This window comes from Peribacillus sp. NPDC097224, assembly GCF_044761985.1.
GTDB lineage: Bacteria > Bacillota > Bacilli > Bacillales > DSM-1321 > Peribacillus.
In genome coordinates this window covers 181,691-204,603 of record NZ_JBIWDK010000001.1, presented here as the reverse complement: position 1 = coordinate 204,603, position 22,913 = coordinate 181,691, and the positions used below count along the sequence as shown (strand labels likewise).

27 protein-coding genes and 2 riboswitches are annotated in these 22,913 nt (G+C 40.8%); of the genes, 6 read left to right on the top strand and 21 right to left on the bottom strand.

The annotated features are described in order from the left end of the window. Positions 1-10: 10 nt before the first annotated feature. From gcvPB to gcvT, 3 genes are read right to left on the bottom strand one after another with little or no spacing between them, the layout of a single operon-like run. Positions 11-1,468 (bottom strand): aminomethyl-transferring glycine dehydrogenase subunit GcvPB, encoded by a 1,458-nt coding sequence (gene gcvPB, locus ACIQXR_RS01060; RefSeq protein WP_403079314.1) that lies wholly within the window; start codon positions 1,466-1,468, stop codon positions 11-13. After that, positions 1,465-2,808, bottom strand: a complete 1,344-nt coding sequence (gene gcvPA / locus ACIQXR_RS01055; protein WP_403079312.1) for an aminomethyl-transferring glycine dehydrogenase subunit GcvPA — start codon at positions 2,806-2,808, stop codon at positions 1,465-1,467. Before gcvPA ends, gcvPB begins: the two co-directional genes overlap by 4 nt. Positions 2,809-2,826: 18 nt before the next feature. After that, positions 2,827-3,933, bottom strand: coding sequence for a glycine cleavage system aminomethyltransferase GcvT (gcvT, locus tag ACIQXR_RS01050; RefSeq protein WP_403079310.1), 1,107 nt, complete (start codon positions 3,931-3,933; stop codon positions 2,827-2,829). Positions 3,934-4,030: 97 nt separating this feature from the next. Further along, positions 4,031-4,115, bottom strand: a riboswitch (glycine riboswitch). 3 nt (positions 4,116-4,118) lie between these two features. Further along, a riboswitch (glycine riboswitch) is annotated at positions 4,119-4,213 on the bottom strand. A 320-nt stretch (positions 4,214-4,533) separates the two neighbouring features. Here gcvT and ACIQXR_RS01045 point away from each other — a divergent pair. Both ACIQXR_RS01045 and ACIQXR_RS01040 read left to right on the top strand, forming a co-directional pair. After that, the gene (locus tag ACIQXR_RS01045) at positions 4,534-6,222 is read left to right on the top strand and encodes a DEAD/DEAH box helicase (RefSeq protein ID WP_403079309.1); all 1,689 of its coding nucleotides are present in this window, start codon (positions 4,534-4,536) and stop codon (positions 6,220-6,222) included. After that, positions 6,200-6,997: a YqhG family protein gene (locus tag ACIQXR_RS01040; protein ID WP_403079308.1), complete on the top strand. Its 798-nt coding sequence runs from the start codon at positions 6,200-6,202 to the stop codon at positions 6,995-6,997. Before ACIQXR_RS01045 ends, ACIQXR_RS01040 begins: the two co-directional genes overlap by 23 nt. 44 nt (positions 6,998-7,041) lie before the next feature. On the opposite strand, the gene ACIQXR_RS01035 is transcribed toward ACIQXR_RS01040, so the two are convergent. The 9 genes from ACIQXR_RS01035 to ACIQXR_RS00995 form a co-directional block, all read right to left on the bottom strand. After that, on the bottom strand, positions 7,042-7,239 hold the full coding sequence (locus tag ACIQXR_RS01035; RefSeq protein ID WP_402869469.1) for a YqzE family protein: 198 nt from the start codon (positions 7,237-7,239) through the stop codon (positions 7,042-7,044). A 68-nt stretch (positions 7,240-7,307) separates the two neighbouring features. Continuing rightward, the gene (gene comGG, locus ACIQXR_RS01030; protein WP_403079307.1) at positions 7,308-7,664 is read right to left on the bottom strand and encodes a competence type IV pilus minor pilin ComGG; all 357 of its coding nucleotides are present in this window, start codon (positions 7,662-7,664) and stop codon (positions 7,308-7,310) included. Between the two features lie 22 nt (positions 7,665-7,686). Further along, positions 7,687-8,166, bottom strand: coding sequence for a competence type IV pilus minor pilin ComGF (gene comGF, locus ACIQXR_RS01025; RefSeq protein WP_403079306.1), 480 nt, complete (start codon positions 8,164-8,166; stop codon positions 7,687-7,689). Further along, entirely contained in the window at positions 8,114-8,452 is a 339-nt protein-coding gene (locus tag ACIQXR_RS01020) for a hypothetical protein (protein WP_402869475.1), read from the bottom strand. The genes comGF and ACIQXR_RS01020 overlap by 53 nt, the downstream gene beginning before the upstream one ends. Next, entirely contained in the window at positions 8,439-8,843 is a 405-nt protein-coding gene (comGD, locus tag ACIQXR_RS01015) for a competence type IV pilus minor pilin ComGD (protein ID WP_402869477.1), read from the bottom strand. The genes ACIQXR_RS01020 and comGD overlap by 14 nt, the downstream gene beginning before the upstream one ends. Before the next feature lie 40 nt (positions 8,844-8,883). After that, the gene (gene comGC, locus ACIQXR_RS01010) at positions 8,884-9,192 is read right to left on the bottom strand and encodes a competence type IV pilus major pilin ComGC (protein ID WP_402869479.1); all 309 of its coding nucleotides are present in this window, start codon (positions 9,190-9,192) and stop codon (positions 8,884-8,886) included. A gap of 80 nt (positions 9,193-9,272) precedes the next feature. Next, positions 9,273-10,331 carry a competence type IV pilus assembly protein ComGB gene (gene comGB / locus ACIQXR_RS01005; protein WP_403079304.1) on the bottom strand — a complete coding sequence of 353 codons (1,059 nt, stop codon included), beginning with the start codon at positions 10,329-10,331 and terminating at the stop codon, positions 9,273-9,275. Then, complete coding sequence (gene comGA, locus ACIQXR_RS01000) at positions 10,291-11,367, bottom strand: competence type IV pilus ATPase ComGA (RefSeq protein ID WP_403079302.1); 1,077 nt, start codon at positions 11,365-11,367, stop codon at positions 10,291-10,293. The genes comGB and comGA overlap by 41 nt, the downstream gene beginning before the upstream one ends. A 101-nt stretch (positions 11,368-11,468) precedes the next feature. Then, positions 11,469-11,849, bottom strand: a complete 381-nt coding sequence (locus tag ACIQXR_RS00995; protein ID WP_402869485.1) for a Spx/MgsR family RNA polymerase-binding regulatory protein — start codon at positions 11,847-11,849, stop codon at positions 11,469-11,471. A 214-nt stretch (positions 11,850-12,063) separates the two neighbouring features. Here ACIQXR_RS00995 and ACIQXR_RS00990 point away from each other — a divergent pair, with 214 nt between their 5' ends. Both ACIQXR_RS00990 and ACIQXR_RS00985 read left to right on the top strand, forming a co-directional pair. After that, on the top strand, positions 12,064-12,765 hold the full coding sequence (locus ACIQXR_RS00990; protein WP_402956539.1) for a helix-turn-helix transcriptional regulator: 702 nt from the start codon (positions 12,064-12,066) through the stop codon (positions 12,763-12,765). An 85-nt stretch (positions 12,766-12,850) separates the two neighbouring features. After that, positions 12,851-13,093 carry a DUF2626 domain-containing protein gene (locus tag ACIQXR_RS00985; RefSeq protein ID WP_402869489.1) on the top strand — a complete coding sequence of 81 codons (243 nt, stop codon included), beginning with the start codon at positions 12,851-12,853 and terminating at the stop codon, positions 13,091-13,093. A 50-nt stretch (positions 13,094-13,143) separates the two neighbouring features. Here the strand turns inward: ACIQXR_RS00985 and ACIQXR_RS00980 are convergent, their stop codons facing one another. Beyond that, positions 13,144-14,241 (bottom strand): class I SAM-dependent methyltransferase, encoded by a 1,098-nt coding sequence (locus ACIQXR_RS00980; protein ID WP_402869491.1) that lies wholly within the window; start codon positions 14,239-14,241, stop codon positions 13,144-13,146. Between the two features lie 111 nt (positions 14,242-14,352). Then, a complete protein-coding gene (locus tag ACIQXR_RS00975; protein ID WP_402869493.1) occupies positions 14,353-14,979 on the bottom strand; it encodes an MBL fold metallo-hydrolase in 627 nt (208 codons plus the stop codon). 233 nt (positions 14,980-15,212) lie between these two features. On the opposite strand from ACIQXR_RS00975, the gene ACIQXR_RS00970 reads away from it, so the two are divergent. After that, on the top strand, positions 15,213-15,386 hold the full coding sequence (locus ACIQXR_RS00970; protein WP_402869495.1) for a DUF2759 domain-containing protein: 174 nt from the start codon (positions 15,213-15,215) through the stop codon (positions 15,384-15,386). A gap of 49 nt (positions 15,387-15,435) precedes the next feature. Here the strand turns inward: ACIQXR_RS00970 and ACIQXR_RS00965 are convergent, their stop codons facing one another. From ACIQXR_RS00965 to ACIQXR_RS00950, 4 genes are all read right to left on the bottom strand, one after another. Beyond that, on the bottom strand, positions 15,436-16,599 hold the full coding sequence (locus ACIQXR_RS00965) for a YqgU-like beta propeller domain-containing protein (RefSeq protein WP_402869497.1): 1,164 nt from the start codon (positions 16,597-16,599) through the stop codon (positions 15,436-15,438). A 169-nt stretch (positions 16,600-16,768) separates the two neighbouring features. Beyond that, complete coding sequence (locus ACIQXR_RS00960; protein WP_402869499.1) at positions 16,769-17,932, bottom strand: M14 family metallopeptidase; 1,164 nt, start codon at positions 17,930-17,932, stop codon at positions 16,769-16,771. A 210-nt stretch (positions 17,933-18,142) separates the two neighbouring features. Further along, positions 18,143-19,114 (bottom strand): ROK family glucokinase, encoded by a 972-nt coding sequence (locus ACIQXR_RS00955; RefSeq protein WP_402869886.1) that lies wholly within the window; start codon positions 19,112-19,114, stop codon positions 18,143-18,145. A gap of 4 nt (positions 19,115-19,118) precedes the next feature. Further along, a complete protein-coding gene (locus ACIQXR_RS00950; protein ID WP_402869501.1) occupies positions 19,119-19,331 on the bottom strand; it encodes a YqgQ family protein in 213 nt (70 codons plus the stop codon). Positions 19,332-19,527: 196 nt separating this feature from the next. On the opposite strand from ACIQXR_RS00950, the gene ACIQXR_RS00945 reads away from it, so the two are divergent. Beyond that, a complete protein-coding gene (locus tag ACIQXR_RS00945; protein ID WP_402869503.1) occupies positions 19,528-20,385 on the top strand; it encodes a hypothetical protein in 858 nt (285 codons plus the stop codon). A gap of 5 nt (positions 20,386-20,390) precedes the next feature. Here ACIQXR_RS00945 and ACIQXR_RS00940 read toward each other — a convergent pair whose 3' ends face one another. From ACIQXR_RS00940 to ACIQXR_RS00930, 3 genes are all read right to left on the bottom strand, one after another. After that, positions 20,391-21,932 (bottom strand): rhomboid family intramembrane serine protease, encoded by a 1,542-nt coding sequence (locus ACIQXR_RS00940; protein WP_402869505.1) that lies wholly within the window; start codon positions 21,930-21,932, stop codon positions 20,391-20,393. Between the two features lie 124 nt (positions 21,933-22,056). Further along, positions 22,057-22,245 (bottom strand): hypothetical protein, encoded by a 189-nt coding sequence (locus tag ACIQXR_RS00935; RefSeq protein WP_402869507.1) that lies wholly within the window; start codon positions 22,243-22,245, stop codon positions 22,057-22,059. 78 nt (positions 22,246-22,323) lie between these two features. Next, on the bottom strand, positions 22,324-22,896 hold the full coding sequence (locus ACIQXR_RS00930; RefSeq protein ID WP_402869509.1) for a 5-formyltetrahydrofolate cyclo-ligase: 573 nt from the start codon (positions 22,894-22,896) through the stop codon (positions 22,324-22,326). Between the last annotated feature and the right edge of the window lie 17 nt (positions 22,897-22,913).

Below are 22,913 nucleotides of genomic sequence, written 5' to 3'. Positions count from 1 at the left end.
TTTTTCAGCATCATGCTTGATAACGAAGAATTGGTTTTCTAGCGGCCAATGTTTCATCCAGGCGTTTAATAACCGTGGTATGGGGTGCCTCCTGAACGATTTCAGGGGTTTCTTCGGCTTCCTTGGCTATTTGTATCATTGCATCTATGAAAGCGTCCAGTGTTTCTTTTGACTCCGTTTCCGTCGGTTCGATCATCATTCCTTCTTCTACATTTAACGGAAAATATATGGTAGGTGGATGATACCCAAAATCAAGTAGTCTTTTCGCAATATCTAATGTACGGACTCCCAACTGCTTTTGCCTCCGACCACTCAATACAAATTCATGCTTACAATGGCGATTATATGGCAAATCGAAAAATGGTTCCAAACGTCGCATCATATAATTTGCATTGATGACGGCATTCTCCGTAACGGCCTTAAGTCCATCCGGTCCCATTGACCTTATGTACGTATAAGCCCTTACATTGATGCCGAAGTTCCCATAATAGGGTTTGACCCTTCCAATGGATTGTGGACGGTCATAATCAAGGACAAACTGATCGCCCTCTTTTGTCACGATCGGTTTAGGCAAATAGGGAATTAAATCCGACTTCACCCCAACCGGACCTGAACCAGGTCCTCCTCCGCCATGGGGTCCAGTGAATGTTTTATGGAGATTTAAATGAACAACGTCAAAACCCATATCTCCTGGACGCACTTTGGAAAGAACAGCATTCAGGTTAGCCCCGTCATAATAAAGCTTTCCACCGGCGTCATGGACAAGCTGTGCCATCTCCAGGATGTCCTCTTCGAATAAGCCTAATGTATTTGGATTCGTAAGCATTAATGCTGCTGTATCTGGTCCTACCACTCGCTTCAAGTCTTCAAGGTCCACGAGCCCGAATTCATTGGATTTTACCGTAATCGTCTCTAGTCCGGCAACTGTTGCCGAAGCCGGGTTCGTTCCATGGGCCGAATCGGGGACGATGACTTTCGTACGGTTTACATCTCCATTCGCTTCATGGAAAGCCCTGATCATCATGAGCCCAGTCCATTCACCATGCGCCCCGGCAGCAGGCTGCAAGGTCACTTGATCCATTCCTGTAATTTCCGTCAAATGTTCCTGAAGGTCAAATAACAACTCTAGGGCACCTTGGACGGTTTCTGGGTCCTGGTATGGATGAATATGGGTAAAACCATTGTACCTGGCGACATTTTCATTAATTTTCGGATTATATTTCATCGTACAGGAGCCGAGTGGATAAAACCCAGAGTCCACTCCATGGTTCCGTTTGGATAAAGCCGTATAATGACGCATGATATCAAGCTCGGAAACTTCCGGAAGCTCGGCTTCCACCGTACGTATATATTCCACAGGCAGGATTTCTTCTAGTGGAGTATCCGCTACATCCATTTCAGGAAGGCTATACCCGATTCGACCGGCTGTACTGATTTCAAAAATGAGTGATTGATCTTGATTATTCATAGTTGATCCCCCAGTTCCTGCGCAAATGCATCGATTTCTTCTTTTGTTCTTAATTCCGTTACAGCCACTAGCATATGATTTTTCAACTCGGGATAAACGGAGCCCAGGTCAAAACCACCAATCATTTCTTTTTCAAAGAGCCTCTTATTGATATCTTTGTAGGGAAGAGGCAACTTAATGACAAATTCATTAAACGAAGGTCCTTCAAAGACCACTTCAATTCCTTGTGCTTGGAGCGTCTTTTTTGCGTAATGGGCTTTTTGAATATTCTGGACGGCCATTTCTCTGACGCCTTTTTTCCCTAGAGCAGTCATGGCTACAGAGGCTGCCAATGCGTTCAATGCCTGATTGGAACAAATATTGGATGTAGCTTTGTCACGGCGTATATGTTGCTCACGTGCTTGGAGCGTCAATACGAAGCCCCGTTTTCCATCCTCATCCACTGTCTGACCGACTAAACGGCCCGGGACTTTCCGTAGCAGTTTTTTCGTGACCGCGAAATATCCGCAATGAGGTCCGCCGAATGCGGCAGGAATGCCGAATGGCTGAGCATCACCTGTCACGATATCGGCACCGAGTTTTCCCGGCGGAGTCAATGCACCAAGTGCAAGCGGATTACTCGATACGATAAACATCGATTTCTCGTTATGTATGATTGCTTCCATTTCCTTCAACGGTTCGATGCGTCCAAAGAAGTTGGGGTACTGTACGATGACACCTGCAATATCATCTGAAGCCAGGTCTTTTAAAGCAGCAATATCTGTGACTCCGTCTTTATGAGGAATCTCGATGACCTCCACCCGTTGACCCTTTGCGTAGGTTTTCACCACTTCCCTTGATTCAGGATGGACAGTAGATGATAATAGAATCTTTTTCCGGCGCGTTTGTCCGGCGGCAAGCATGGCCGCTTCGGCTAAGGCTGTTCCACCGTCATACATCGAGGAATTCGCCACCTCCATACCCGTCAATTCACATATCATCGTTTGATATTCAAAGATGGCCTGAAGCTCTCCTTGAGAAATTTCCGGTTGATAGGGAGTGTAGGCTGTATAAAACTCCGAACGGGATAGGACGTGATCGACGATGACAGGCGAATAATGATCATACACGCCAGCCCCAAGGAAAGATGCATAGTTTTTCAAATCCGCATTTTTGGAAGCCAGTTTCGATAGTTCCTTCATTAAAGCTGGCTCTGATTTTGCTGGTTTTATGTCATATTCACCTTGAAATCGGACATTTTCTGGTATATCGCTGAAGAGATCATCGACGGTTGTGACCCCTATAACTTCCAACATTTCTTTTTTATCCTGCTCTGTCATCGGTAAGTAACGATGTTTCATCTTATGGACCATTCCCTTCTATTTTCGTGTATTTTTATAAAAAGGTGTTTGGATAACAATGGCTTTCAGTCTCTTAGAACGGATTTCCACTTCTACTTCCGTGGATAGACTTGAGTGATTTTTATCGATAAGGACCAATCCTACATTTTTATTCAATGTTGGTGACTGAGTCCCTGTCGTCACTTCGCCAATGAGTTTCTCCCCGTTATATACTTTATAGCCATGCCGAGGTATGCCTCTGTCAATCATTTCGATGCCAACAAGCTTACGTGGTGCCCCTTTTTCCTTTTGTTCGGCAAGCACGGCTTTCCCAAAAAAGTCTGACGCCTTATCCGGTTTAACCGCAAAACCAATCCCCGCTTCGATTGGGGTGATATCCGGCGAAAGCTCTTGACCATAAAGCGGTAGTTTTGCTTCGAACCGAAGGGTATCACGGGCCCCCAGTCCAATCGGTTGTATCCCATCATCTTTACCAGCTTCCAAAATTTCTCTCCAAAGGGCTGGACCATCCTCACTTCGGCAATATATCTCGAAACCATCTTCCCCCGTATACCCTGTACGTGAAACCATCGTGGATATATTATGAATGTGGACGTCTTCTTTAAATTTAAAAAAGCCAATTGTGCTTAAATCAGTTTGGTCGGTAATCTTCTGCAATACTTTCTCCGCTCGAGGACCCTGCAGAGCAAGTTGCGCATAATCGTTTGAAACATTATTGATGCTGACACCTTCCATACCATTCACCTGAAGCCAATTGAAGTCTTTCTCGATGTTGGCTGCATTGACCACAAGCAGATAATCCTCTTCCGCTTTTTGGTAAACGATAAGATCGTCCACGGTCCCCCCATTTTCATAACACATGGCTGTGTATAGCGCTCCGCCCTGTTTCAGCTTGGCTACGTCATTCGTCAGCATCTTTTGTAAAAAAGAAAGGCTCCCGAAACCTTTTACCTCAATCTCTCCCATATGCGACACATCAAATAAGCCACCTCTTGTACGCACAGCTTCGTGTTCATCTTTTATGCCGGTAAACTGCACAGGCAGTTCCCACCCACCAAAATCGATCGTTTTTCCACCGTGCTCACTGTAAACCTCGAATAATGGCGTTCTTTTTAAATTGCTCAAAAAATGACCTCCTTCAATTTTTTTGCTTGTTCTCTTTCAGCTGATATTCCTTAAAAAAAGACACAAAAAAGGACAGAGAAAGCCAAAATGGCTTTTTCTCTGTCCTGAAACCTGAAAGTTTACCTATTATTATAGGTTTTCCCCTTTGGTGGCCGTCATTAAATAATTGGCGCTCTCCAGAGTCGCGTCCGATAAGAGTTCATTTGCCTGAGAGATTCACTGCTAAGTTTGCTCCTTCGGCGCTACATATGTAGATGGTAGTCTCTCCCCTTATCCTCACCCGCATATTGATGGAAAAGACTGAAAATTCTCCACCTGATGGTCATCCATTTGCGTGAAATGGGTACCAATCTGCTCATTGTTGATCTTTGGATAAAGCACTATCCAAATGCTAATACTATAATAACTAAAATTATTATCCAAGAAGAATATTTTCCTTCTAACTTCAGTACTATTGCAATTTTCTAAATATATTTACATCCTACCCTAAGATACTTTACTCTGCAATAACTTTTGTGGAGAAAGATTTTATTACCCTATAAAAAGGTTCATGGTTTAAAGAAACTAAGAAAATTATGTTTTAAGAAGGAGCAAGAATCAATGAAAATCAATATATCCTTCAGTTCTGAATGGAATGATGAATTTCTGCAAAAGATGGAAAACGACGGTCCATGGGGAAATTGGGATCTTTATAAACTGGCCATCCAAATGGAAGAGAACCTAATTATTCCTGATTTTGAAGGCTTACAAGCGCCAAAGCACCTTCAACAACTGACTCCCCTTCCCCATCAATTAGAGGCAGCACGTCAGGTGGTTGAACAGATGAATGGCAAAGCCATATTGGCTGATGAGGTCGGTCTTGGTAAGACTATCGAAGCAGGATTGATTTTAAAAGAATATATGATTCGGGGACTGGTTAAAAAGGTTTTGATCCTTGTACCCGCATCACTTGTCACCCAATGGGCTTTCGAACTGAATACGAAGTTTCATATTCCTGCAGTCGTTCAAAGGAAGAGTTATGTATGGGAATCATGCGATATCGTCATATCCTCCATCGATACGGCTAAGCGAGCCCCCCATCGGGATATCATTTTCAATCAAGAATATGACTTTATCATTATTGATGAAGCTCATAAACTTAAAAATAATAAAACGAAAAATTATGAATTTGTCCAAAATCTTAAAAAGAAATTCTGTTTATTGCTGACTGCTACACCCATTCAGAATAAAATCGAGGAAATCTTTAATCTCGTTTCATTATTAAAGCCTGGACACCTAGGAAATGCCGCACTCTTTTCCGAAAAATACAAAGGGAAAGGCCGGAACATTCTAGAAGATGAGCACTTAAAGGAGCTTGTCAATACGGTCATGATAAGAAACCGACGTGCCGATACTGGAATTGAATGGACGAAACGGCGTGTAGAGACAATCATCATTGAATTTTCACCAACTGAACAAGCCTTGTATGATGCCGTAACGAAGTTTAAACCAATATCAGACGGAACAAAAGGAAGTGCTTTTTCTTCACTCACCCTTCAAAGGGAAGCATGCAGCAGCCGAGAAGCAGTCTACTATACATTGAAGAATATGAAGGAAAAATACAAAGAACCATCGGCTGACTTTGAAGCAAGATTAGATGATCTGTTTGAGAAAGTAAACCTCACCGAACAAAATTCAAAGGCAGAGAAGGCTTTGGAACTTATTAAGAAAATTGATGACAAGGTCATTATTTTCACCGAATATCGCGCTACACAGCTTTATCTACAATGGTACCTGCAACAGCATGGCATTTCATCCGTTCCATTCCGCGGAGGGTTTAAGCGTGGTAAAAAAGATTGGATGAAGGAACTATTCCAGAAGAAAATCCAGGTATTGATTGCCACCGAAGCCGGAGGAGAAGGAATCAACCTACAGTTTTGCCATCACTTGATCAATTTTGATTTGCCTTGGAATCCAATGAGGTTGGAACAAAGGATTGGACGGATTCATCGACTTGGTCAAGAAGAAGACGTCATGATTTATAACTTTGCCACTAAAAATACAGTCGAAGAACATATTTTGAAATTGTTATATGAAAAAATCCACTTATTTGAAAAGGTAATTGGAGAACTGGATGATATTTTAACGAAGTTGGATATTAACAATATCGAGGAATATTTAATTGATGTTGTCGGAGAGTCCAAATCAGAAGGAGAAATGAAAATTAAAATGGATAATTTGTCATCCATGATTCAGTTCGCACAAGCTATGAAGGATGGTGAAATCCATGCAGCAACAGGAAATTCATGATTTTTTAATAACCTACTTTCAATCCAACGCATGTGAGGTGTTGGAAAATACCTCTTCATATCTCACTGTTCAGTTAACGATCGAAATGGATAAGGAACTTATGAACAGACCTTTTTATTGGCACTATCTCGAAAAAACCGGTGGGATACCGAGTCCTGGCATGCTTACGTTCATCACCCAACCCGAACTGGCACCGCCTGACTTGAAAGGGGAAATCATTCATTTTGGTTCGCCACGGCTCCACCAAATTATCCAGTCGACCAAGAGGCTGGCAGGTTTCATCAGGCTTTTTGAGGATAGGCCTCCCTTAAAGACGGGCCAAAGTCCACTTTTTCCTTGGCTCACCCAAAATGTAAAAATCTCTTATCAGTGTGACAGAAAAAAAGATATCTTCATGTCCATAGGACTTAATTTAATTTCCGGTGAATTCATAGAAGGATTTCATGAGCGTCTCCTGTCGGTCAAGGTCACTCCCAAAATACCGGATTATTCTTTTACACTTTCCCCCTTGATCATGCCTAAAAGCGGGCTATCCAGACTGGATACATATATTCGTAAAAGCTTCGAGAATGATGATCATACCTGGGCGGAAGAAGCGATGGAACGGTGGCAGACAGACTTGAATCTATTGGAACATTTTTATAAGGATATGGAAGATAAAAGCGAAAGCTATTTTACTGAGAAACAGGCATTGCAAGCCCAATATGAGCCAAATATCCAAATTACCATCATCAATGGCGGGCTATTCTATTTATCCGACCAATCATTAGCATAATGGTCTCTTTAGCCAATCATTAAGAAAAGCAGATGTCTATGAATTCAAGACATCTGCTTTCTTTTTTTGACTTTTTTAATGAACATGGACACGGCGAAAGGGACAATCCCAAACCAGTGAGAAACTCTAGGCTCCTTATCCTCTTTCCGATGACGGCGCTTTTCTTTTCTTTCTCTCTTGGTTAAATTGAAATACTGTACGATTTGCTGTGTAATATATTTGATATAAGCGTTCGTAGACATACATTATCACCCATGACCAAGTATGCCCCATATTCGTATTCCATATTCGTTCACCATAAATCGACATGTTAGTCCTTCAGTTTTTCTATCCATTCTATCACTCTACCTAGTTTTTTATCATATAGAATGATGATTCGGCCTGTTCGCTTATTTTTGGTGATAGAAGAAAATTCGATATAGGCATATCGCACATCCTGCTTCGTTACCTTATAGTGAACATCACCATTAGGATAGGCGATTTCCCCCTGAATGCTTTTGGGTACCTCATCCTCCCATTCGGCTGTCACTTCATTAACGGCCAGATGCACTAAGTGATCGGAAAGTAAGGTCTCTTCTACTTCTTTATAAAATTTTTTATCAATAACGAATTGATCAATCATCAGTATCGTGAACATGATAAAAACACTAGCTATAATCATAACCATTGGGAATATGACTCCTTTTTGATTATTCATCAGCCACCAACTCACTTTTAATGAAGGGATGGAACCTTCGTATAAAGGTCTGACCTGCTTTATCCGTTATATTAAGTACGATGACGTTGCCATCCTTTTCAACCTTCACATTCGAAATGTTCTGGAGTATGACCTCATGGCCCTCCCCGTTAACCCGTCTTCTAAGCTTGTCATTATATTGCTCGATTAAAGACAAATCCTCTCCTGAAAGTAAATATAATTTATTCCCCACAACATCCTGGCTTTTGGAGCTTCTGACTTCCTGTTGCATTTGCAACGTAAAGAGCTCCCACTCTTTAGGATGTATTCTATTTTTTGTTCCTATCTGGGATTGAATGATTGAGAAAAACTGGAGGATAAAAAGGGAAAGGGTCAGCAGGATCATTAAGGAAAAGAGCATTTCAATCATGGTAAACCCTTCACTTTTTCGCAACATCACAAATCGATTCATACTTCCCCTTTGCATTTTCATATCGGACACATCCTTCAACCATATCCGGAAACTCCTTTTGGACATTCCAGGTCAATTCATACGATTTTTCCTGGTACGTAATTTCTTCGTGGATAGCCTGTATTTCCCCATCCATATATGCCAACAATCTTTCATACAGCAAATGATGGGCATCCGCCCTTAAAACTACGTTCTTACGATTGGACATCGAATCTTCAAGAATAGGAAGCATGGAAATCACTAGGAATACACAAATGGAAAAAGAGGCTATCATTTCTAAGTAGACGTATCCTTTACTGTTTCTCAATCCTGAACCTCCCTTTACCGATATTGACCACCAGCTTGTATTTCCCCTTTGAAGTATCAATGGTCATCGTACCGGCTTTTGAAGCATTTCCATATTGATTGAAATAAAAAGAAGCCCCTAATGTCCCATTCATGAACTGTACGTCCGGCGGTATCTTTCTCTCTAGTATCACTTCTTCCTTATAAGAGTAAATCGTGTAAATATCGTTATCCACATAGAAATAAATCAAGCTTTCGTGACTTATTGCATACTGTTGTGCATAAAAAATATCTTCATTCAATTGATTAAGGAACATCTTATTTTGCATTCCCTTTGAAAAACTTGGATATAGGTTAAGGCCTAGAGTGCTTAATAGAATAAATACCACAAGGACAATCAGGGTCTCGGACATGGTGAATCCTCCGGAGGAAGGGCTATCCTCCCCGAATTTTCTACTCAACGACTGTAACCTTTCCTTTATTGTCAATGCTGATGCTGTCCCCATTCGGACAGGATTTCTGTTTAAGGTATCCTTGAGTTTCCAAATCATTAATACCGGAAGGCAACTTGGAATTGTCTATCTCATAAGCTTGGACTTGGGCCTGAACCATTTTCACAAAAGCCTCACACCCCTTAGAATGGATGGTCGATTGATGCTTCGTGATGTTCGGTATGGTGATAATCAGCAGAATCGAGATGACGAGCAATACAATAAGCATTTCAATTAACGTAAAGCCTTTTTCGTTTAAATATTTCTTCATATTAATCTGCTAATTACGAAAATAACAAGAATGCACTCAATATTTTCTGAGCAGATTCACCTCCCATTTTTTCTTGTACCTTATATTCCATCTAGTAGAGAAAACATCGGCAATAAGACAGCCATATAAATAGAAATAATCACTAGCCCGATTATAGAAAAAAGAAGAGGTTGTATGACTTTCATGATGGTGTTCATCCTCTCTTCAATCTTTTCCAATAAAAAACGGCTGTAATGGAGTAACTCAGAATCAAGCCTGCCATACTTTTGTCCATTCGCTGCGATAATCGACAAGTTCTTATCAAAGTAGGGTTGCTCTTGAAAGATGGTTTCTAGCGACCTGCCCTCCATTAAATCATCTTTAATGATGGAGCAAAGCTTTTGATAAAATGGTTGCTGCTGGTTTACGGAGAATAATTTAATGCTCTCATTAATAGAAAGTCCACCAGCGAGGAGACCGCTGAACTGACTTGCAAAAAAATACGTTTCATACAACTTGATGAAGGGTCCTGCCAACGGAATCTTCATCAATAATCGCCGTTGTCTTAATGGACATAGTTTGTCGAACCAGAATTGTTTGAATAAATAGAAGATAAGGAGCATTCCAAGTAGGATGAAGGGGATCAGCGGGAGGATGACTGAGGATGCAGCCAACACATTCAGGATCATATTCTGTTTAACATTCATCGTCTGAAAAATCGTCTGAAACTTGGGGAGAAGGACACTTTGCAGTACATAAAATACAATGCTCACAAAAAAGAACAGGAAAATCGGATAGATCATGAGTTTTTTCACTTTTTCTGTATCTTCCGTCCGTTTCTTCCAGTAGTCCCCACCTTCCTTCAATGCTCGATCAAGGTCGCCATATTGTTCGCCATAAAATATAAAACTTACAAGCTCTGGATGAAACGTAAGATTCGTCAACACTTGATGCAAAGGGTGCCCACTCCTTAAATCCTGAATGGCCTGATTGAAATCCCCGGCCTTTTTCCTGGATTCCTGAAATTCCAGGAAGTGGATCGCCTCGGCTAAAGGATAACCATGAGCTAATAATTCGCCCAGCTTCGTTATAAAGACAGCTTGTTCTTTCAACGTCCATTTACTTTTTGGTTTCTTCGTAAACCAACCGTTCAAATTCATCGAGATTCACATAGCCCATCGCTACCGCTTTCCCAATTTCGTCTTTCAGCTGACGATAGGTGGCTTTCCCCTTTCCTTTTTCCTCTTTCGTCACCTTCAAGACTTCCGCTAGACTTTTTCCAGTCAGCAACTCATATACGCTGGCCCTTTTATTTCGGTAGGTCATGGAACAATCGGGTGCACACTCGCCCTCACAATGCGGGCATTTCAATTCCACCAGTCTTTGCGCCGTCACACCAATCAAACTCTGTTCAATCTCCAGCCAGCTTACACCGAACTCTAGAAGCCTAGAAATGGCTCCTTGAGCATCCCTTGTATGCATAGTAGTAAGGATTAGATGCCCGGTCAATGCGGCCCGTACTGCAATCTTTGCCGTTTCGGAATCCCTAATTTCCCCGACCATGATAATATCGGGATCATGTCTAAGTACCGCTTTTAAACCGACTGAATACGTAATGCCGGCCTTTTCATTAATTTGGACCTGTAACACTTTATCAGATTCATTTTCTATAGGATCCTCAAGCGTGATGACATTTCGGTTGATCATTTCTTGTGCATGATGAAGCAAGGAGTATAATGTTGTCGTTTTCCCACTTCCAGTAGGACCCGTGAAAATGATCATCCCATGGGAATGTTTCAAAAGCGCTATCAGTTTTTGAGCGGTATTGGGAAATAAGGATAACTGTTCTAGAGGTAGGATATTCTGTTGAGGAATTAAACGGATAACCAAACTCTCGGAGTGAGCTGTGGGTAGGGTGGAAAGGCGAAGTCCAACCACTTTATTGGCGAGATTGACGGTAATGGCTCCGCTTTGGGGCCTTCTTTTCTCGCCAATATCCATTGCGGCAAGAAATTTAAGATGGGAAATAAGCCTCTCGGTTTCAAAAAAGGATAGGGTTTCTTGTGGTACGAGCTTGTTGTCGATTCTAAATTGAATAAGTGGGCCTTCCTTGCGTGGTAAAACGTGGATGTCCGATGCCGAGAGCCTAATGGCACTGGTAAGGATTTTTTCTGCTGTTTTTTCAGTTGATATCAATCATTCATCACCTCCAGATTTTCTTGTAGTAGAATTTCGACGTTATAAGACAAATTCCTTCTAAATAAAAAAAATTCTCGAAAAAAAATTCGAGAATAGACTTATATGCTCATTTTCAATTCTGAGTTATGGGAAACCAAATTTCGTAAAGCATCTTCATTATGACCAATCACTAACTTTTCACCGTCTATGAGAATCGGACGTCTCAATAATTTAGGCTCATTCGTCAATAGATGGAGTACATCGGAAAGCATCATCTCATCAATGTTCACGTTTAATTTTTTGTACGCTTCGCTTCTTGTTGCCAATACCTCATCCATTCCTTCGGTTGTTAATTCAAGGATTCTCTTCAATTCTTCTTCATTCGGTGTATCTTTGAATAAATGACGCTCATCAAAGCTAACATGGTTGGCTTTCAACCACTTCTTTGTTTTACGGCAAGAAGTACAACTTGGATAAGAATAGAAAGTTAATCGATTCATCCTTCATCACTCTCCGTTCACAAATTATTGTTTTTGATTTCCATAATGGAATTGTACAATATTTGTATAATGTTTGTATATATATTTGCACTATAAATCCAATTGAAATGTGAACTTTTTCTTAAATAAGGGAAATTTGTTCTTTCTTTCATTCCAATTTTTTTTGCCTGTATTATAATATAATTAGTTAAACTTGGAATTTTAGGAGGGCACAATGGAACAAACGTTAAGAATTACCAACGTATTAGCCGATCCAACCCGATATTATATCTATCAATATATCGTGAATAATCATCAAGGAGTCTCCGTCCAGCAAATTGCAGACTCCTTTGAAATCCATCCAAATGTTGCCCGTCTTCATTTATCAAAACTTGAAGATGTTGATATGCTTACATCAGAGGCACGGAAAACTGGAAAAGGTGGCCGTCCGAGCAGGATTTACCACTTATCGGATAAAGTCATTCAACTTCATTTTCCTTTCAGGGATTATCAGTTACTTTCAAAAATTGCCATCCAGACTATGATGACACTCGGCGAAGCAGGCATACAGGCGCTCTATGAAACTGGAAAAACATTTGGAGAAGAGTTGATCCACCAACAAATCAAACTTAAATCAACCTCCATCGATGACTTGACCTTTGATGAAAAAGTCAACATGCTTAAAAATGCAGCATCAATTGCAGGGTTCTCTCCTGAAATACAGGCAGATGAGGCGGAAAATAAAATTCACTTCAGAATTTATAACTGTCCCTTTAAAGAAGTTGCCAAAATTGACCCTAGCACTATCTGCACCATGCACAACTCCTTCTTAAAAGGAATGTTTGAGTCGTTGTTTACCAATGTCCACATCGTGGAATTGGATAATATGATGGAAAATTGCGTAACATGTTCTTATAAGGCATCCATCCTCGCCTAGAAACAAAAGGCATCCTTTACATTACCTTACAATTTCATTTATAATTATTTAGTATGAACACGACTAGACACAGGGAGGTATTCAGATGGAACGCATGTTTAGAGTTTGTGGATTTTGGACAGGGGTTATGGCAATTTTCTTTTATCTTGGCGATATGTACCAAACATCTTTACTTTTCTTCGCACAAACCGGATTTTTTGTACTATTGAGTTACCTGAAGTTGTCTGAACGCATGTATATTTACGTTTTCGGTGCCTATCTTACCGTTTTCTTTGCAGGATTTTCCTACTGGAGCGTATTTATGATGACCCCAGGCGCTGCACATTAAGAGCAAAATACATAACCCATGGACTCTTGGTCCATGGGTTTTATCATGTCTCATTCACGAAACAATTTCACCTTTTCGTCTATATTCTTTGTTTGTACTAAAACCCTAAAGTATTCACTTTGGCCTCCAGGCATGATTAAGCTTCGTATCGCACGGTTACGCTTAGCATGTTCGGAGAATGGGTTTGTTCCTTCGTGATCCCTCAGCCCTTCAAGAATTCCCCCTTTCAGTAAAAAGTCCCGTTGCACCAGGAAATCTCTCAAGGATAGACCCCGGTTAGTCCCATGTTTGATTAGGGTATCAAAATGGATATGCGTAGTCAGATCCGCTTCCCCTGGTCGTTGGAGTATGTCATTGACCATGTTATGTTGATAAAAACCTCTTAAGCTACCTTGCTGATGAGCTGGTTCGCCCCATTCCAGTTCCGTATAGCCATAATCAAAGGTAAGGAGGATACCCGCATGGAGGCGATTAACGATTCTCTCAAATTCCTCTACCATCTTTAAAGGGACCTCATAACGCTGATTTTCTTTCAATGCAATATTATGCTCCTCCAGGTAGGAGTGGATTTCCTGATTTTCAAGGGATTCCTTTATTTCCACTAATTTATCTTCTTTCACCGTGATGAATATTTCTACAAGCTCTCCATTTTTCTTTTCGATAACATGGACCGGCAATGCATCAAAAAGTTCATTAGAAAACAAGATTCCCTTCACTATTGGGAAGTCTTCGAGATCAGTGGCAAAAACGACCTGTTCGCATGGAGGTATCCGCATTTGTTGCAGTTTCCTATGATAAGGACTGCTATCCACTAGGATATATGTAAAATCTTCCCACATCATTGGTTCTTCTTCTCTTATATACTTAAGAATGTCATGGGCCAGCTTTCCATTTCCAGCCCCCATTTCAACGACACAAGGCGGCAACCCCCTTTCCTTCATTAAGAAGACAAACCACCTAGCAAGAGTCCTACCAAATGCATCGCCAACATTACCAGATGTATAAAAGTCACCGTTCATACCAATCTTCTCTTTTTCACGCATATAATAGCCTAAAGTAGGTGAATAAAGAACAGCTTCCATATAGTCCTGATAGGATATTTTTTTATGTGGACTATTTCCTATCAGTTCATACAGGAACTTTTCCAAATTCCCACCTCCTTTTTTCGAGTACCTTCAGTATAATTACACGAGTCAAAATATTCAATCAATTATAATTCAAAGAAAAACAGGTACCTGATCCGGCACCTGTAGCATCTCTTATTTCAGAAAGGGATTCGTATTCTTTTCATCTAAAATGGTCGTAATGGGACCGTGCCCTGGAAAGACAATTGTATCATCAGAAAGGGGCAATAATTTCGTATCAATACTTTTTAAAAGCACTGATTCACTGCCACCTATCAAGTCCGTTCTTCCTACACTTCCCTGAAACAAGACGTCCCCGGAAAAGAGAAGCCGCTCTTCCTTTGCATAATAGGAGACGCTGCCCGGCGAGTGCCCCGGTGTTTCAAGCACTTCAAAAGTGAATCCGCCAATAGTAAGCTCCTGTTCGTTGGCAAGGATATGGTCTGCCGGCTTCATGCGCATCGGATTATCGGGGAACCAGTTCTGTGAACCATTCAGGGCAGGGTCAAGCAGCCATTTGGCCTCCCTTTCATGGATATACGCAGGAATTTCATAATGATCGCGGATGGCATCCAGTGCACCGATATGATCAAAATGTGCGTGGGTTAATAAAATGGCTAGCGGTTTAAACTTTTTGGTTTGTATGTACTGAATTATTTTCTGCGGCTCCTCGCCCGGGTCAATAATTAAGCACTTCTGTCCGTCGGAAACGATATAACAATTCGTTTGCAACGGTCCTAGAGGTATTTGAGTCCATTTCATCTTCAACAACTCCCATGTATTTTCATTACCCTTATCTTACACCAAATTGGCTCTTTTGTTGATACAGTTTACCCCTGACATGGAAGTGTCATCTTTTAGCCCTCGACAAATAATTGAAAAAATATTAAAATATTAACAAATGCAATCTTTTCTACATATTTTTGGTAGTTGCTTAAATCTCTGGGTATATTATTAGGGATTGGGTTTTCAATTAGGGAAAAGGGGGTTTTGATATGGTATTAATGGTCATTTTCGGACTTGTGGCGATACTTGGTTTAGCAGCGGTAGTCACCACAATTAAAAAAAGAAACTTCTTGGGATTCATTTTCGCAGCAGGCAGTGCCGCCGTATTTGGCTGGTTTACTGTCATGACTATCATCAACAGCGGTTTTCCAGTTGCACATTAAAAGAAAAAGCTCGCCATGTGGCGAGCTTTTGATTTAGTCATTATATTTCTTAGAATAATTTTTTTATTTGATGGGTTTTCATATCAATGATTTTTTCAAATTGATTCCCATATAAGCATAGACTGCCATCAAGCGAACAGCTCAATGGTTCATTTTCCATGTCCTTCATCAATTCTTCTTGTGTACCCGTTTCCCAATTCAATTTAGTTAAAGTAAACTTACTTTCATATTGGTCAGCGTCTTTTGATTCTACAGGAACGAACGTTAAAAGTTCCTTATTCTTTTCAATCATGTCGTAGGCTGGTATAACCCAATCTGAAAAGCTTTTCAATAGTGGTACGGAAAAAGAATGGATCGGTTTGTTTGTCTCATCATAAAATGCGTATGTACCTCGATCTTGTTTTTCTGTCTCCACTTGAATAGTCATAAGCGCGTGTTTCACTTTTTTAAAATGAATGACATCCAGCATTAAGTTTTCCACTGTCCCATCATTCAACGCTTTTCTTTCTAAAGGAGCCGTCAAAGCGGGTTCTTCCCTATCCCAATCAAGAAACATCAACCCATTTCCACTATCCCATTGAGCGAAAGGCTGTGGAAAATCAAGGGAATGAATCGTTTGCTCTTCTGGGTTTATCACATAACTGCTGTATGTCCAATCTTCATAAAAACTGGTTAGAAACAACATATCCTCTTGGAACGAATTCCACTCAAAAGATAATTCGTAGGCAGGTAACACGAGAGAATATTGTGGGTTACCCGTTCGGTCCAAGATTGTAATCGCCGTTTTACCTGCTGATGTGAAGGAAGAAATCAACACATGTGCCCCTGTTGGACTGATTGACACTTCACTAAAATCCGAAGAAGGCTGATAAAAAACAGCTGAAGTATTCGTTTTCAAATTCCATTCCATCAGCTGTGGTGAATCCATACCATCTTTCTTTTCGGAAAACAAAATGGTGTTGGAATCGAGCCAACCATAAATAGCTTCGATTTTTCCCTTTTCTGAAGCCGGGATTTCTAATGTGCTCAATGAAGATTCCTGATTGTGTTGGGATTTTTCTTTTTCCGTATCAGCTACGGGTTTACTAAGGTCATTGGAAGGCTCACAAGCCGAGAGAAGAAGGGTAGTGGAGATACACAACAAAACGATACTTACCATCTTACAGATAGGCAGCAATTGAGTGAGGGCTGCATTAAACACTTTAATCTCCACACACCTTCCTTTGAAACTAAACGCCTGGCATATGTGTGAGCAAGACATTAGAAAGAGTAAGAGATTACAAATGAACCTCTTATGTTCTTCATTATAAAGTAAAAAAGAAGAAATGTGGCGATTAATCACCTTATATTTATTTGGAAGTATATTCCGACAAAAATCATGGTCACATATATAATGCCGCCATTAAAATATGCACAGATTCTCCATATATAGAAGGAAACTGGGATAAAGGAAGTGGGTTGATCCCCTTGCCCAACTCTATTGTATAGGCCTCTTTCCTGAATTCTTGAATGAACCAATCTTTATAGCCTGCATGACTATCAACATATTGAACGGCACGGTACCCGCTTCTCGCTTCAAACTCTTTAGCGATTTCCTCACTTTGCTTAGGCTCCCATCCTTCATACCCCCAGTAAAACTCTTTACCTTGCGTATGGAGTGCCAAGACTCTGCAAAAGTTCCGCTTCTCTGCCAATTCTTTCATGGCAATTGCTTCCGGCTCCGACAAACACACCTCACCGGGAAAATCCCTCGGTGCAGGTGCCTGTGGTACTTTTCTTTGTTTTTCTATCTCCCACTTGGCAGGGTATTGATTATTCAAATCAACCCCGCGTATATTGGCCTTCCAGGCATAAAAAGCAGGGTTGCCATTATTCATTTCGAGCACATCTACGCACCCCTCCGCCGCTTCCTCCCCCTTAAGTACAAGGTCTACGCCATCAGGGTTGACCATAGGAACGACCGAAATGGTCACTTCCTGAAAAAAAGGCAAACACGCTATGCCGCATATGCAATCATCGTTGCTTAGGGCGAGAAGCAAATCATTAAGCCATTTCATTAAAATGGCCGAGGTGATCCATTCATTTGCATGAAATGAACCATTAAAATGGATGACTTTTTCACCTTGGCCGATTCTTACTTCCAACAGCTCTTTGCCTAACACACTCTTTCCAATCGACTCCACCTTGATAAATGGATAATGTACGGTTAAAGCCTCCAAATCATCCAGAAGTGACTGATAATCATAGAACTTGACCGGATTAAGTAGAGGGCCCATGATTCGAACGGGTACTGAAAAAGGTCCTTGGTTTGACTGATTAACCAGGATCAATGCATCCAGCGGCAAATGATAGTGTTTGGAGATTGTCACCAGATCAAAATCGTTCCTTGACTCCTTCTGAAGAATAAACCCCGGTATGTTCACATAAAGTCCTTCCTGCAGAATGCCTTGGATATCTCTGTTAGCCTCCTCCACCAACACCTGTGGGATTTGAAACAGTTTACTGTAATAGTCCAAACTGTCACCATTCCTACTTATGATTATCATCCACTATCGTCCCCTTTCATTCCTTAATATTTATGAAATGAAAAAGGGAAACATGTAAGAACCTCCTCTTTTAAAGGACCCTTTCTTTTCCATGGACATTGACCGAGCCAAACAATACCTACATTCAGTTCCCGTCACTTCTTTTGCAATATTCCATCTATTCATCATCCACCCATGCCTATATAATCGGTTGAATCATTACAAGTAAGATCATGATGGATTTAACCGATTTTTAATAAGCCAGGCAGCCCCTATGACCCCGGCATCATTTCCAAGGGTTGCTAGATGGATTTTTGTCGATTTGCGAACTCGTTTAAAAGAATAAAGTTCAAATGCCTTACGGACTGGTTCCAGGAGTATATCTCCAGCATTAGAAACCCCTCCGCCGATAACGATTTTTTCAGGATTCATGACATTGCCAACATGAGATAATGCCAGTCCTAAATAATTGCCCACACGGTCCACCACAGATTTAGACAAAGAATCTCCTGCTAGTGCGCATTGAAAAAGCAATTTGGAGGATAGCGGATTTCCCTCTTGTATTCTTTCTTGTAGCAGAGAGGGTTCGCCCGCCATTCCCAATGCTTCTGATGCAAGTCGGACAATTCCAGTTGCCGAAGCAACCGTTTCCAAGCAGCCAACCTTGCCACAGTTACAGGGAGCCCCTCCTTCTGTAACGACGGTCATATGACCAATTTCCCCAGCTGCTCCGCTTATACCATGTACGATTTTGCCATTATGGATGACCCCTCCGCCTACCCCTGTTCCAAGCGTTACACACACAAGGTCTTTAGCTCCTTCTCCAGCGCCTTTCCACATCTCGCCCAATGCCGCCATATTAGCATCATTGTCGATCACGGCCGGAAGAGATGTCTCCACTTCCAATAAATCCTTCAATGGATAGTCTTTCCAACCGAGATTGACCGCTTCATAAATGGATCCGTTGGTAAAGTTGACGGGGCCCGGGGCACCCATTCCGATACCTAGCATTTTACTTTTCGGTTCATTGAGTTCCTCCAGCTTTGCATCAATCGCCTTTGCAATATTCATGGTGATGTTCTTTCCATTTTCGGAAATGTCAGTCGCAATTTCCCACTTATGAATAATCTCTCCGTAAACATTGATTAAGGCAAGCTTGGTTGTGGTTCCGCCCAAGTCAACCCCTAACAGCACCTTTTCCATCGTATCACCTTTTTTTATCATTTTTTTCTCTTTCAATAGCCAATTGCTGCCTAATCAAGAGTATCGCCATCTGGTAATCCTTCGTGTCCATCATTTGCATTTGATGGATTTCCCTGATTTCAGATTCCATCATTTCCAACTCAGCCACACGATCACCGAAATAAATGAATGTCCCAAACTTTTTCAAGTATTGTTGTAAATCATAGTATGTTTTCATATTAAACCTCTTTACTATTTTCTCCATACAGCATAATCAATTTGCCATGTGAATCCTCTAATGTTATTTTTCAGTACTTCTTGTCCCGCACCATTCATATGATGAAACAGTGGGTATTTCCATCTAGCATTCCGTTTATTCATTTTTCTTTTAAATGAACTTGTTTATAGCATACAGCCAAAAACGGAGGCGACAAATGAAACTACAATTGAAGTATACCGTTTTTTTAATGGTAGCTGCCATCTTTATTATCCTATATTTTTCGGACACACACCAGGTAGAGGAAACGATCATTTATTTCCCAATTGACTCTTCCCTCCAATTTGAACATGCTTCTACTCATTTGGTAGCGAAAGAAACAGGAAAGGACGCCTATTCCCTTACATGGAAAGTTCACTCCTCATTGGATCAGACAGCCTATTTGCGTCAGGACGTTTCACTCCTTTACAAGAATGGGAAACTAGAAGGCACGTTAAAAAACTGGAAACAAAATCGACAAGAGCTCTCACAGTCAGACAAATTCAAGGAAAAAGAAAGTGGGCGTTATGATGCGATAACCTTTCATTATGCCGAGTTACACCCTTCTGATACCATTTTCACAAGCGCACAACAATTAAGTAAAGAAAAACTATATGCCATATCTACACCTGATTTTCAATCTTTCCATAATCCCCTTTCCGAGGAACAGAAGGAGTGGAAACATGTCCTGGACAGTGTAACCAAGAATATTACCCAAAATAGTTTACAAAAAGCCGAAGAACACTTTGATATTGACCCAAATCAATATAAAGTGATTTCTCTAACCGATTTACCGGCCAGAAAAAATCAGTGGCTTTCAAGTTTTCCTTCATTCCAGCGGGAAGAAATTGTCGGTAAACTTTGGGAAGGCCTTTATAAAAATTATGTAATAAGCATAAAAAAAGAGGACGGGACCACCTTGAGTCCACAAGGCAGCACCATCCCCCTATTGTTAGTAGCCAAAGATAAAAGGGAAGTCCTCGTCTTATTTTCCGGTAAAGACGGCACCCCATATTTGCTAAGGCAAAAATTATAGACTTCCTATTCCAATTCTTCTAGCAATTCCTTATATGATTTTTCCTTTGGAGCAAGCTCAACGGCCTTTTGAGCCTGCTCTTTAGCTTCATCCATCAGGTTGAGCTTGGCATACGCCAAAGCGAGATTATAATGTGCTTCATGTAACTTAGGGTTTTGTTCAATCGCTTTTTCAAAGTAGTGGCGAGCGTCTTCGAATTCCTCATTATCAAAGGATAGGTTTCCAAGGATGAAATGAGATATCGGTGCATCAGAATTATCCTCCACATAGTCCGCCAACATTTCCTCCGCTTTCGCTTCCTCACCATCTTCAATGTAATCCTGTGCCAACATGGCCATTGTTTCATCATCATTTTTCTGATGAGTATAGCCAAATTGCAGCAAAAAGTAAGTCAGTACGGCAGTTCCAACTAAAAAAGCCATCTGACGTAACACCTTTTGCGTCTTCGGTAGGTGGACCACCCCGGCCGCTAGGAAACCACCGATCAAACCACCGATATGTCCTGCATTATCGATTCCCGATACGGTAAAACCATATACCAGGTTAATGACGATAAGAAGAATGACGGTAGAACCCATCGTACGCATAAATAACTTTGGATACACCATTCCAAAATACAACAGGGCCCCAAAACAACCAAAAATAGCTCCGCTGGCTCCTGCTGAAAGGTTTGGAGTCATAATGAAGCTACCTAGAGTTCCTGCAAAACCTGCAAAGATATAGATGAATAGAAACCTAGCATTCCCATATATCCTTTCAACTTCCGCCCCTATCAAGTACAACGAAAATGTATTCATGAGTAAGTGGATAAAACCAATGTGGACAACCATCGGAGTAAAGAACCTCCACCACTCCCCTTGAAGGATGTAAGGTGAGTATTTAGCTCCAAACTCGATTAAAGTCCTGGAATCGGTGCTCCCTCCACTAAACCCCATCAAGATGAATACAGCAACCTGTATCGCTATCAATATATAGGTAAAGAATGGTTTAGCCTGCTGGAATACTTTTTGTTCAGCCTTAGCCTTTTTGACGGAAGCTGAGATGGCTACCTTCTTTAACTCGAGCACTTGCCCTTCATCAATTTCTTCATCCTCCGGTACAGAAATCGAAAGTGGTGTTTTCAGGGTAGCCTCCAAATTTTGTTTGGAAGTCTGAAAAGACTCGCTTGCAAATATAAAGGTGTTCACTTTCGTTTTTTGAAGCATAGCTGGTTGTGCGCTAAATTCAAAATCATCAACAGGAGCAAATTTACTCACATAGATACTTAAAATGCTCATTGGTTTTTTATATAACTTTTTCCTGACTTGTTCGCCGTTTTTCAAGGTCCGGTCTATATCCCTTTTAAGCCAATTTGCCCAATCAAGATCATGACGAATCAATCTTATCACGGGGAAATCCGTGTTTTTTTCGCTTTCTAGCCATATTTCCTCATGATTTTCCGTGACAGTGATCATGCGGTAATCATATTGAACTGACAATAGCCGGACAATCTCCCAAAATAAATACTCCTCTTTATACCCCAAAACATTCCCCACTTTCCAAATCATTTCCTGATGAAATCCTTATATTATCTAATTCAAACTATAGACGAAATGATCAAAAAAGTAAAAAAAAGAAGTGTACCTCCAATAAAAAAAGGAACCCTCTCATTAGGTTCCTTCTACTCACTCATCATTTGGTTTGTGAAAACATACTTTGCATCATTTTATCCCTCAATATCGGCATGTTTAAGGACTTGGTCACTAGATATTTTCTTATCATGCCATTCGATAGGGCTATATTCATCAAACGATACCGATTTTTGAAACCTGCATAAATCACTAAACCAATCAAAAATATTTGTACAATTACTCGTAACATAAAAATCCCTCCTACCATTAGTGTGATACAGGAAAGGATTTTTATGAGTGAAAAATAATAATGGAACCTCTTCTTGCTCTAATGAGCATATGTACGTAAAACTTTCGTGGGAGTAATCAGTTTACCAACGGCGATATCATGCACCTCTATTGGCAAGTCATCCAGTATTTGAACATCGTAGGCAAGCGCTAACGTCTTTCCACTGTAATGAGAAAGGAAACGATCATAATAACCTCCGCCAAATCCTAGACGATATCCTTCATTTGAAAATGCCAAACCCGGGACAACCAAAAGATCCAATTCACGGACGGATGCTTTTTTCGTATCCTCCATTGGTTCAAGAAGACCATAATAAACGGACTCTAACTGATTGAAAGAAGTGATTTTCTTAAAATCCATTGCCTTCTCTTCTGGGTAGCACTTCGGTACGGCAATCGACTTGCCTTCTCTCCATGCTTGTTCAATGATCCTGACCGTTGAAATTTCAGGGTAGATGGAAATGGTAATGCCGATGGTTTTGGCCTGTTTCCACTCGTCAAGTGAAAATAGATTTTCGGCAATCTTATTTGATAGCTCCTCATGCTCTTCATTGCTCATTTCCATTAAATGAGTTCGAATGCGTTGCCTGATTATCTTTTTATTCTCTCTCATCATTTTATACTCCTTTA

Bases quoted from the DNA above. Each gene is read 5' to 3' on its own strand.
- gcvPB (WP_403079314.1), bottom strand. From the start codon at position 1,468: ATGAATAATCAAGATCAATCACTCATTTTTGAAATCAGTACAGCCGGT.
- gcvPA (WP_403079312.1), bottom strand. From the start codon at position 2,808: ATGAAACATCGTTACTTACCGATGACAGAGCAGGATAAAAAAGAAATG.
- ACIQXR_RS01045 (WP_403079309.1), top strand. From the start codon at position 4,534: ATGAAAATCAATATATCCTTCAGTTCTGAATGGAATGATGAATTTCTG.
- ACIQXR_RS01040 (WP_403079308.1), top strand. From the start codon at position 6,200: ATGCAGCAACAGGAAATTCATGATTTTTTAATAACCTACTTTCAATCC.
- ACIQXR_RS01035 (WP_402869469.1), bottom strand. From the start codon at position 7,239: ATGTCTACGAACGCTTATATCAAATATATTACACAGCAAATCGTACAG.
- comGG (WP_403079307.1), bottom strand. From the start codon at position 7,664: ATGGTTATGATTATAGCTAGTGTTTTTATCATGTTCACGATACTGATG.
- comGF (WP_403079306.1), bottom strand. From the start codon at position 8,166: ATGAAAATGCAAAGGGGAAGTATGAATCGATTTGTGATGTTGCGAAAA.
- comGD (WP_402869477.1), bottom strand. From the start codon at position 8,843: ATGTCCGAGACCCTGATTGTCCTTGTGGTATTTATTCTATTAAGCACT.
- comGC (WP_402869479.1), bottom strand. From the start codon at position 9,192: ATGAAGAAATATTTAAACGAAAAAGGCTTTACGTTAATTGAAATGCTT.
- comGB (WP_403079304.1), bottom strand. From the start codon at position 10,331: ATGAATTTGAACGGTTGGTTTACGAAGAAACCAAAAAGTAAATGGACG.
- ACIQXR_RS00995 (WP_402869485.1), bottom strand. From the start codon at position 11,849: ATGAATCGATTAACTTTCTATTCTTATCCAAGTTGTACTTCTTGCCGT.
- ACIQXR_RS00990 (WP_402956539.1), top strand. From the start codon at position 12,064: ATGGAACAAACGTTAAGAATTACCAACGTATTAGCCGATCCAACCCGA.
- ACIQXR_RS00985 (WP_402869489.1), top strand. From the start codon at position 12,851: ATGGAACGCATGTTTAGAGTTTGTGGATTTTGGACAGGGGTTATGGCA.
- ACIQXR_RS00975 (WP_402869493.1), bottom strand. From the start codon at position 14,979: ATGAAATGGACTCAAATACCTCTAGGACCGTTGCAAACGAATTGTTAT.
- ACIQXR_RS00970 (WP_402869495.1), top strand. From the start codon at position 15,213: ATGGTATTAATGGTCATTTTCGGACTTGTGGCGATACTTGGTTTAGCA.
- ACIQXR_RS00960 (WP_402869499.1), bottom strand. From the start codon at position 17,932: ATGATAATCATAAGTAGGAATGGTGACAGTTTGGACTATTACAGTAAA.
- ACIQXR_RS00955 (WP_402869886.1), bottom strand. From the start codon at position 19,114: ATGGAAAAGGTGCTGTTAGGGGTTGACTTGGGCGGAACCACAACCAAG.
- ACIQXR_RS00950 (WP_402869501.1), bottom strand. From the start codon at position 19,331: ATGAAAACATACTATGATTTACAACAATACTTGAAAAAGTTTGGGACA.
- ACIQXR_RS00945 (WP_402869503.1), top strand. From the start codon at position 19,528: ATGAAACTACAATTGAAGTATACCGTTTTTTTAATGGTAGCTGCCATC.
- ACIQXR_RS00940 (WP_402869505.1), bottom strand. From the start codon at position 21,932: ATGATTTGGAAAGTGGGGAATGTTTTGGGGTATAAAGAGGAGTATTTA.
- ACIQXR_RS00935 (WP_402869507.1), bottom strand. From the start codon at position 22,245: ATGTTACGAGTAATTGTACAAATATTTTTGATTGGTTTAGTGATTTAT.
- ACIQXR_RS00930 (WP_402869509.1), bottom strand. From the start codon at position 22,896: ATGAGAGAGAATAAAAAGATAATCAGGCAACGCATTCGAACTCATTTA.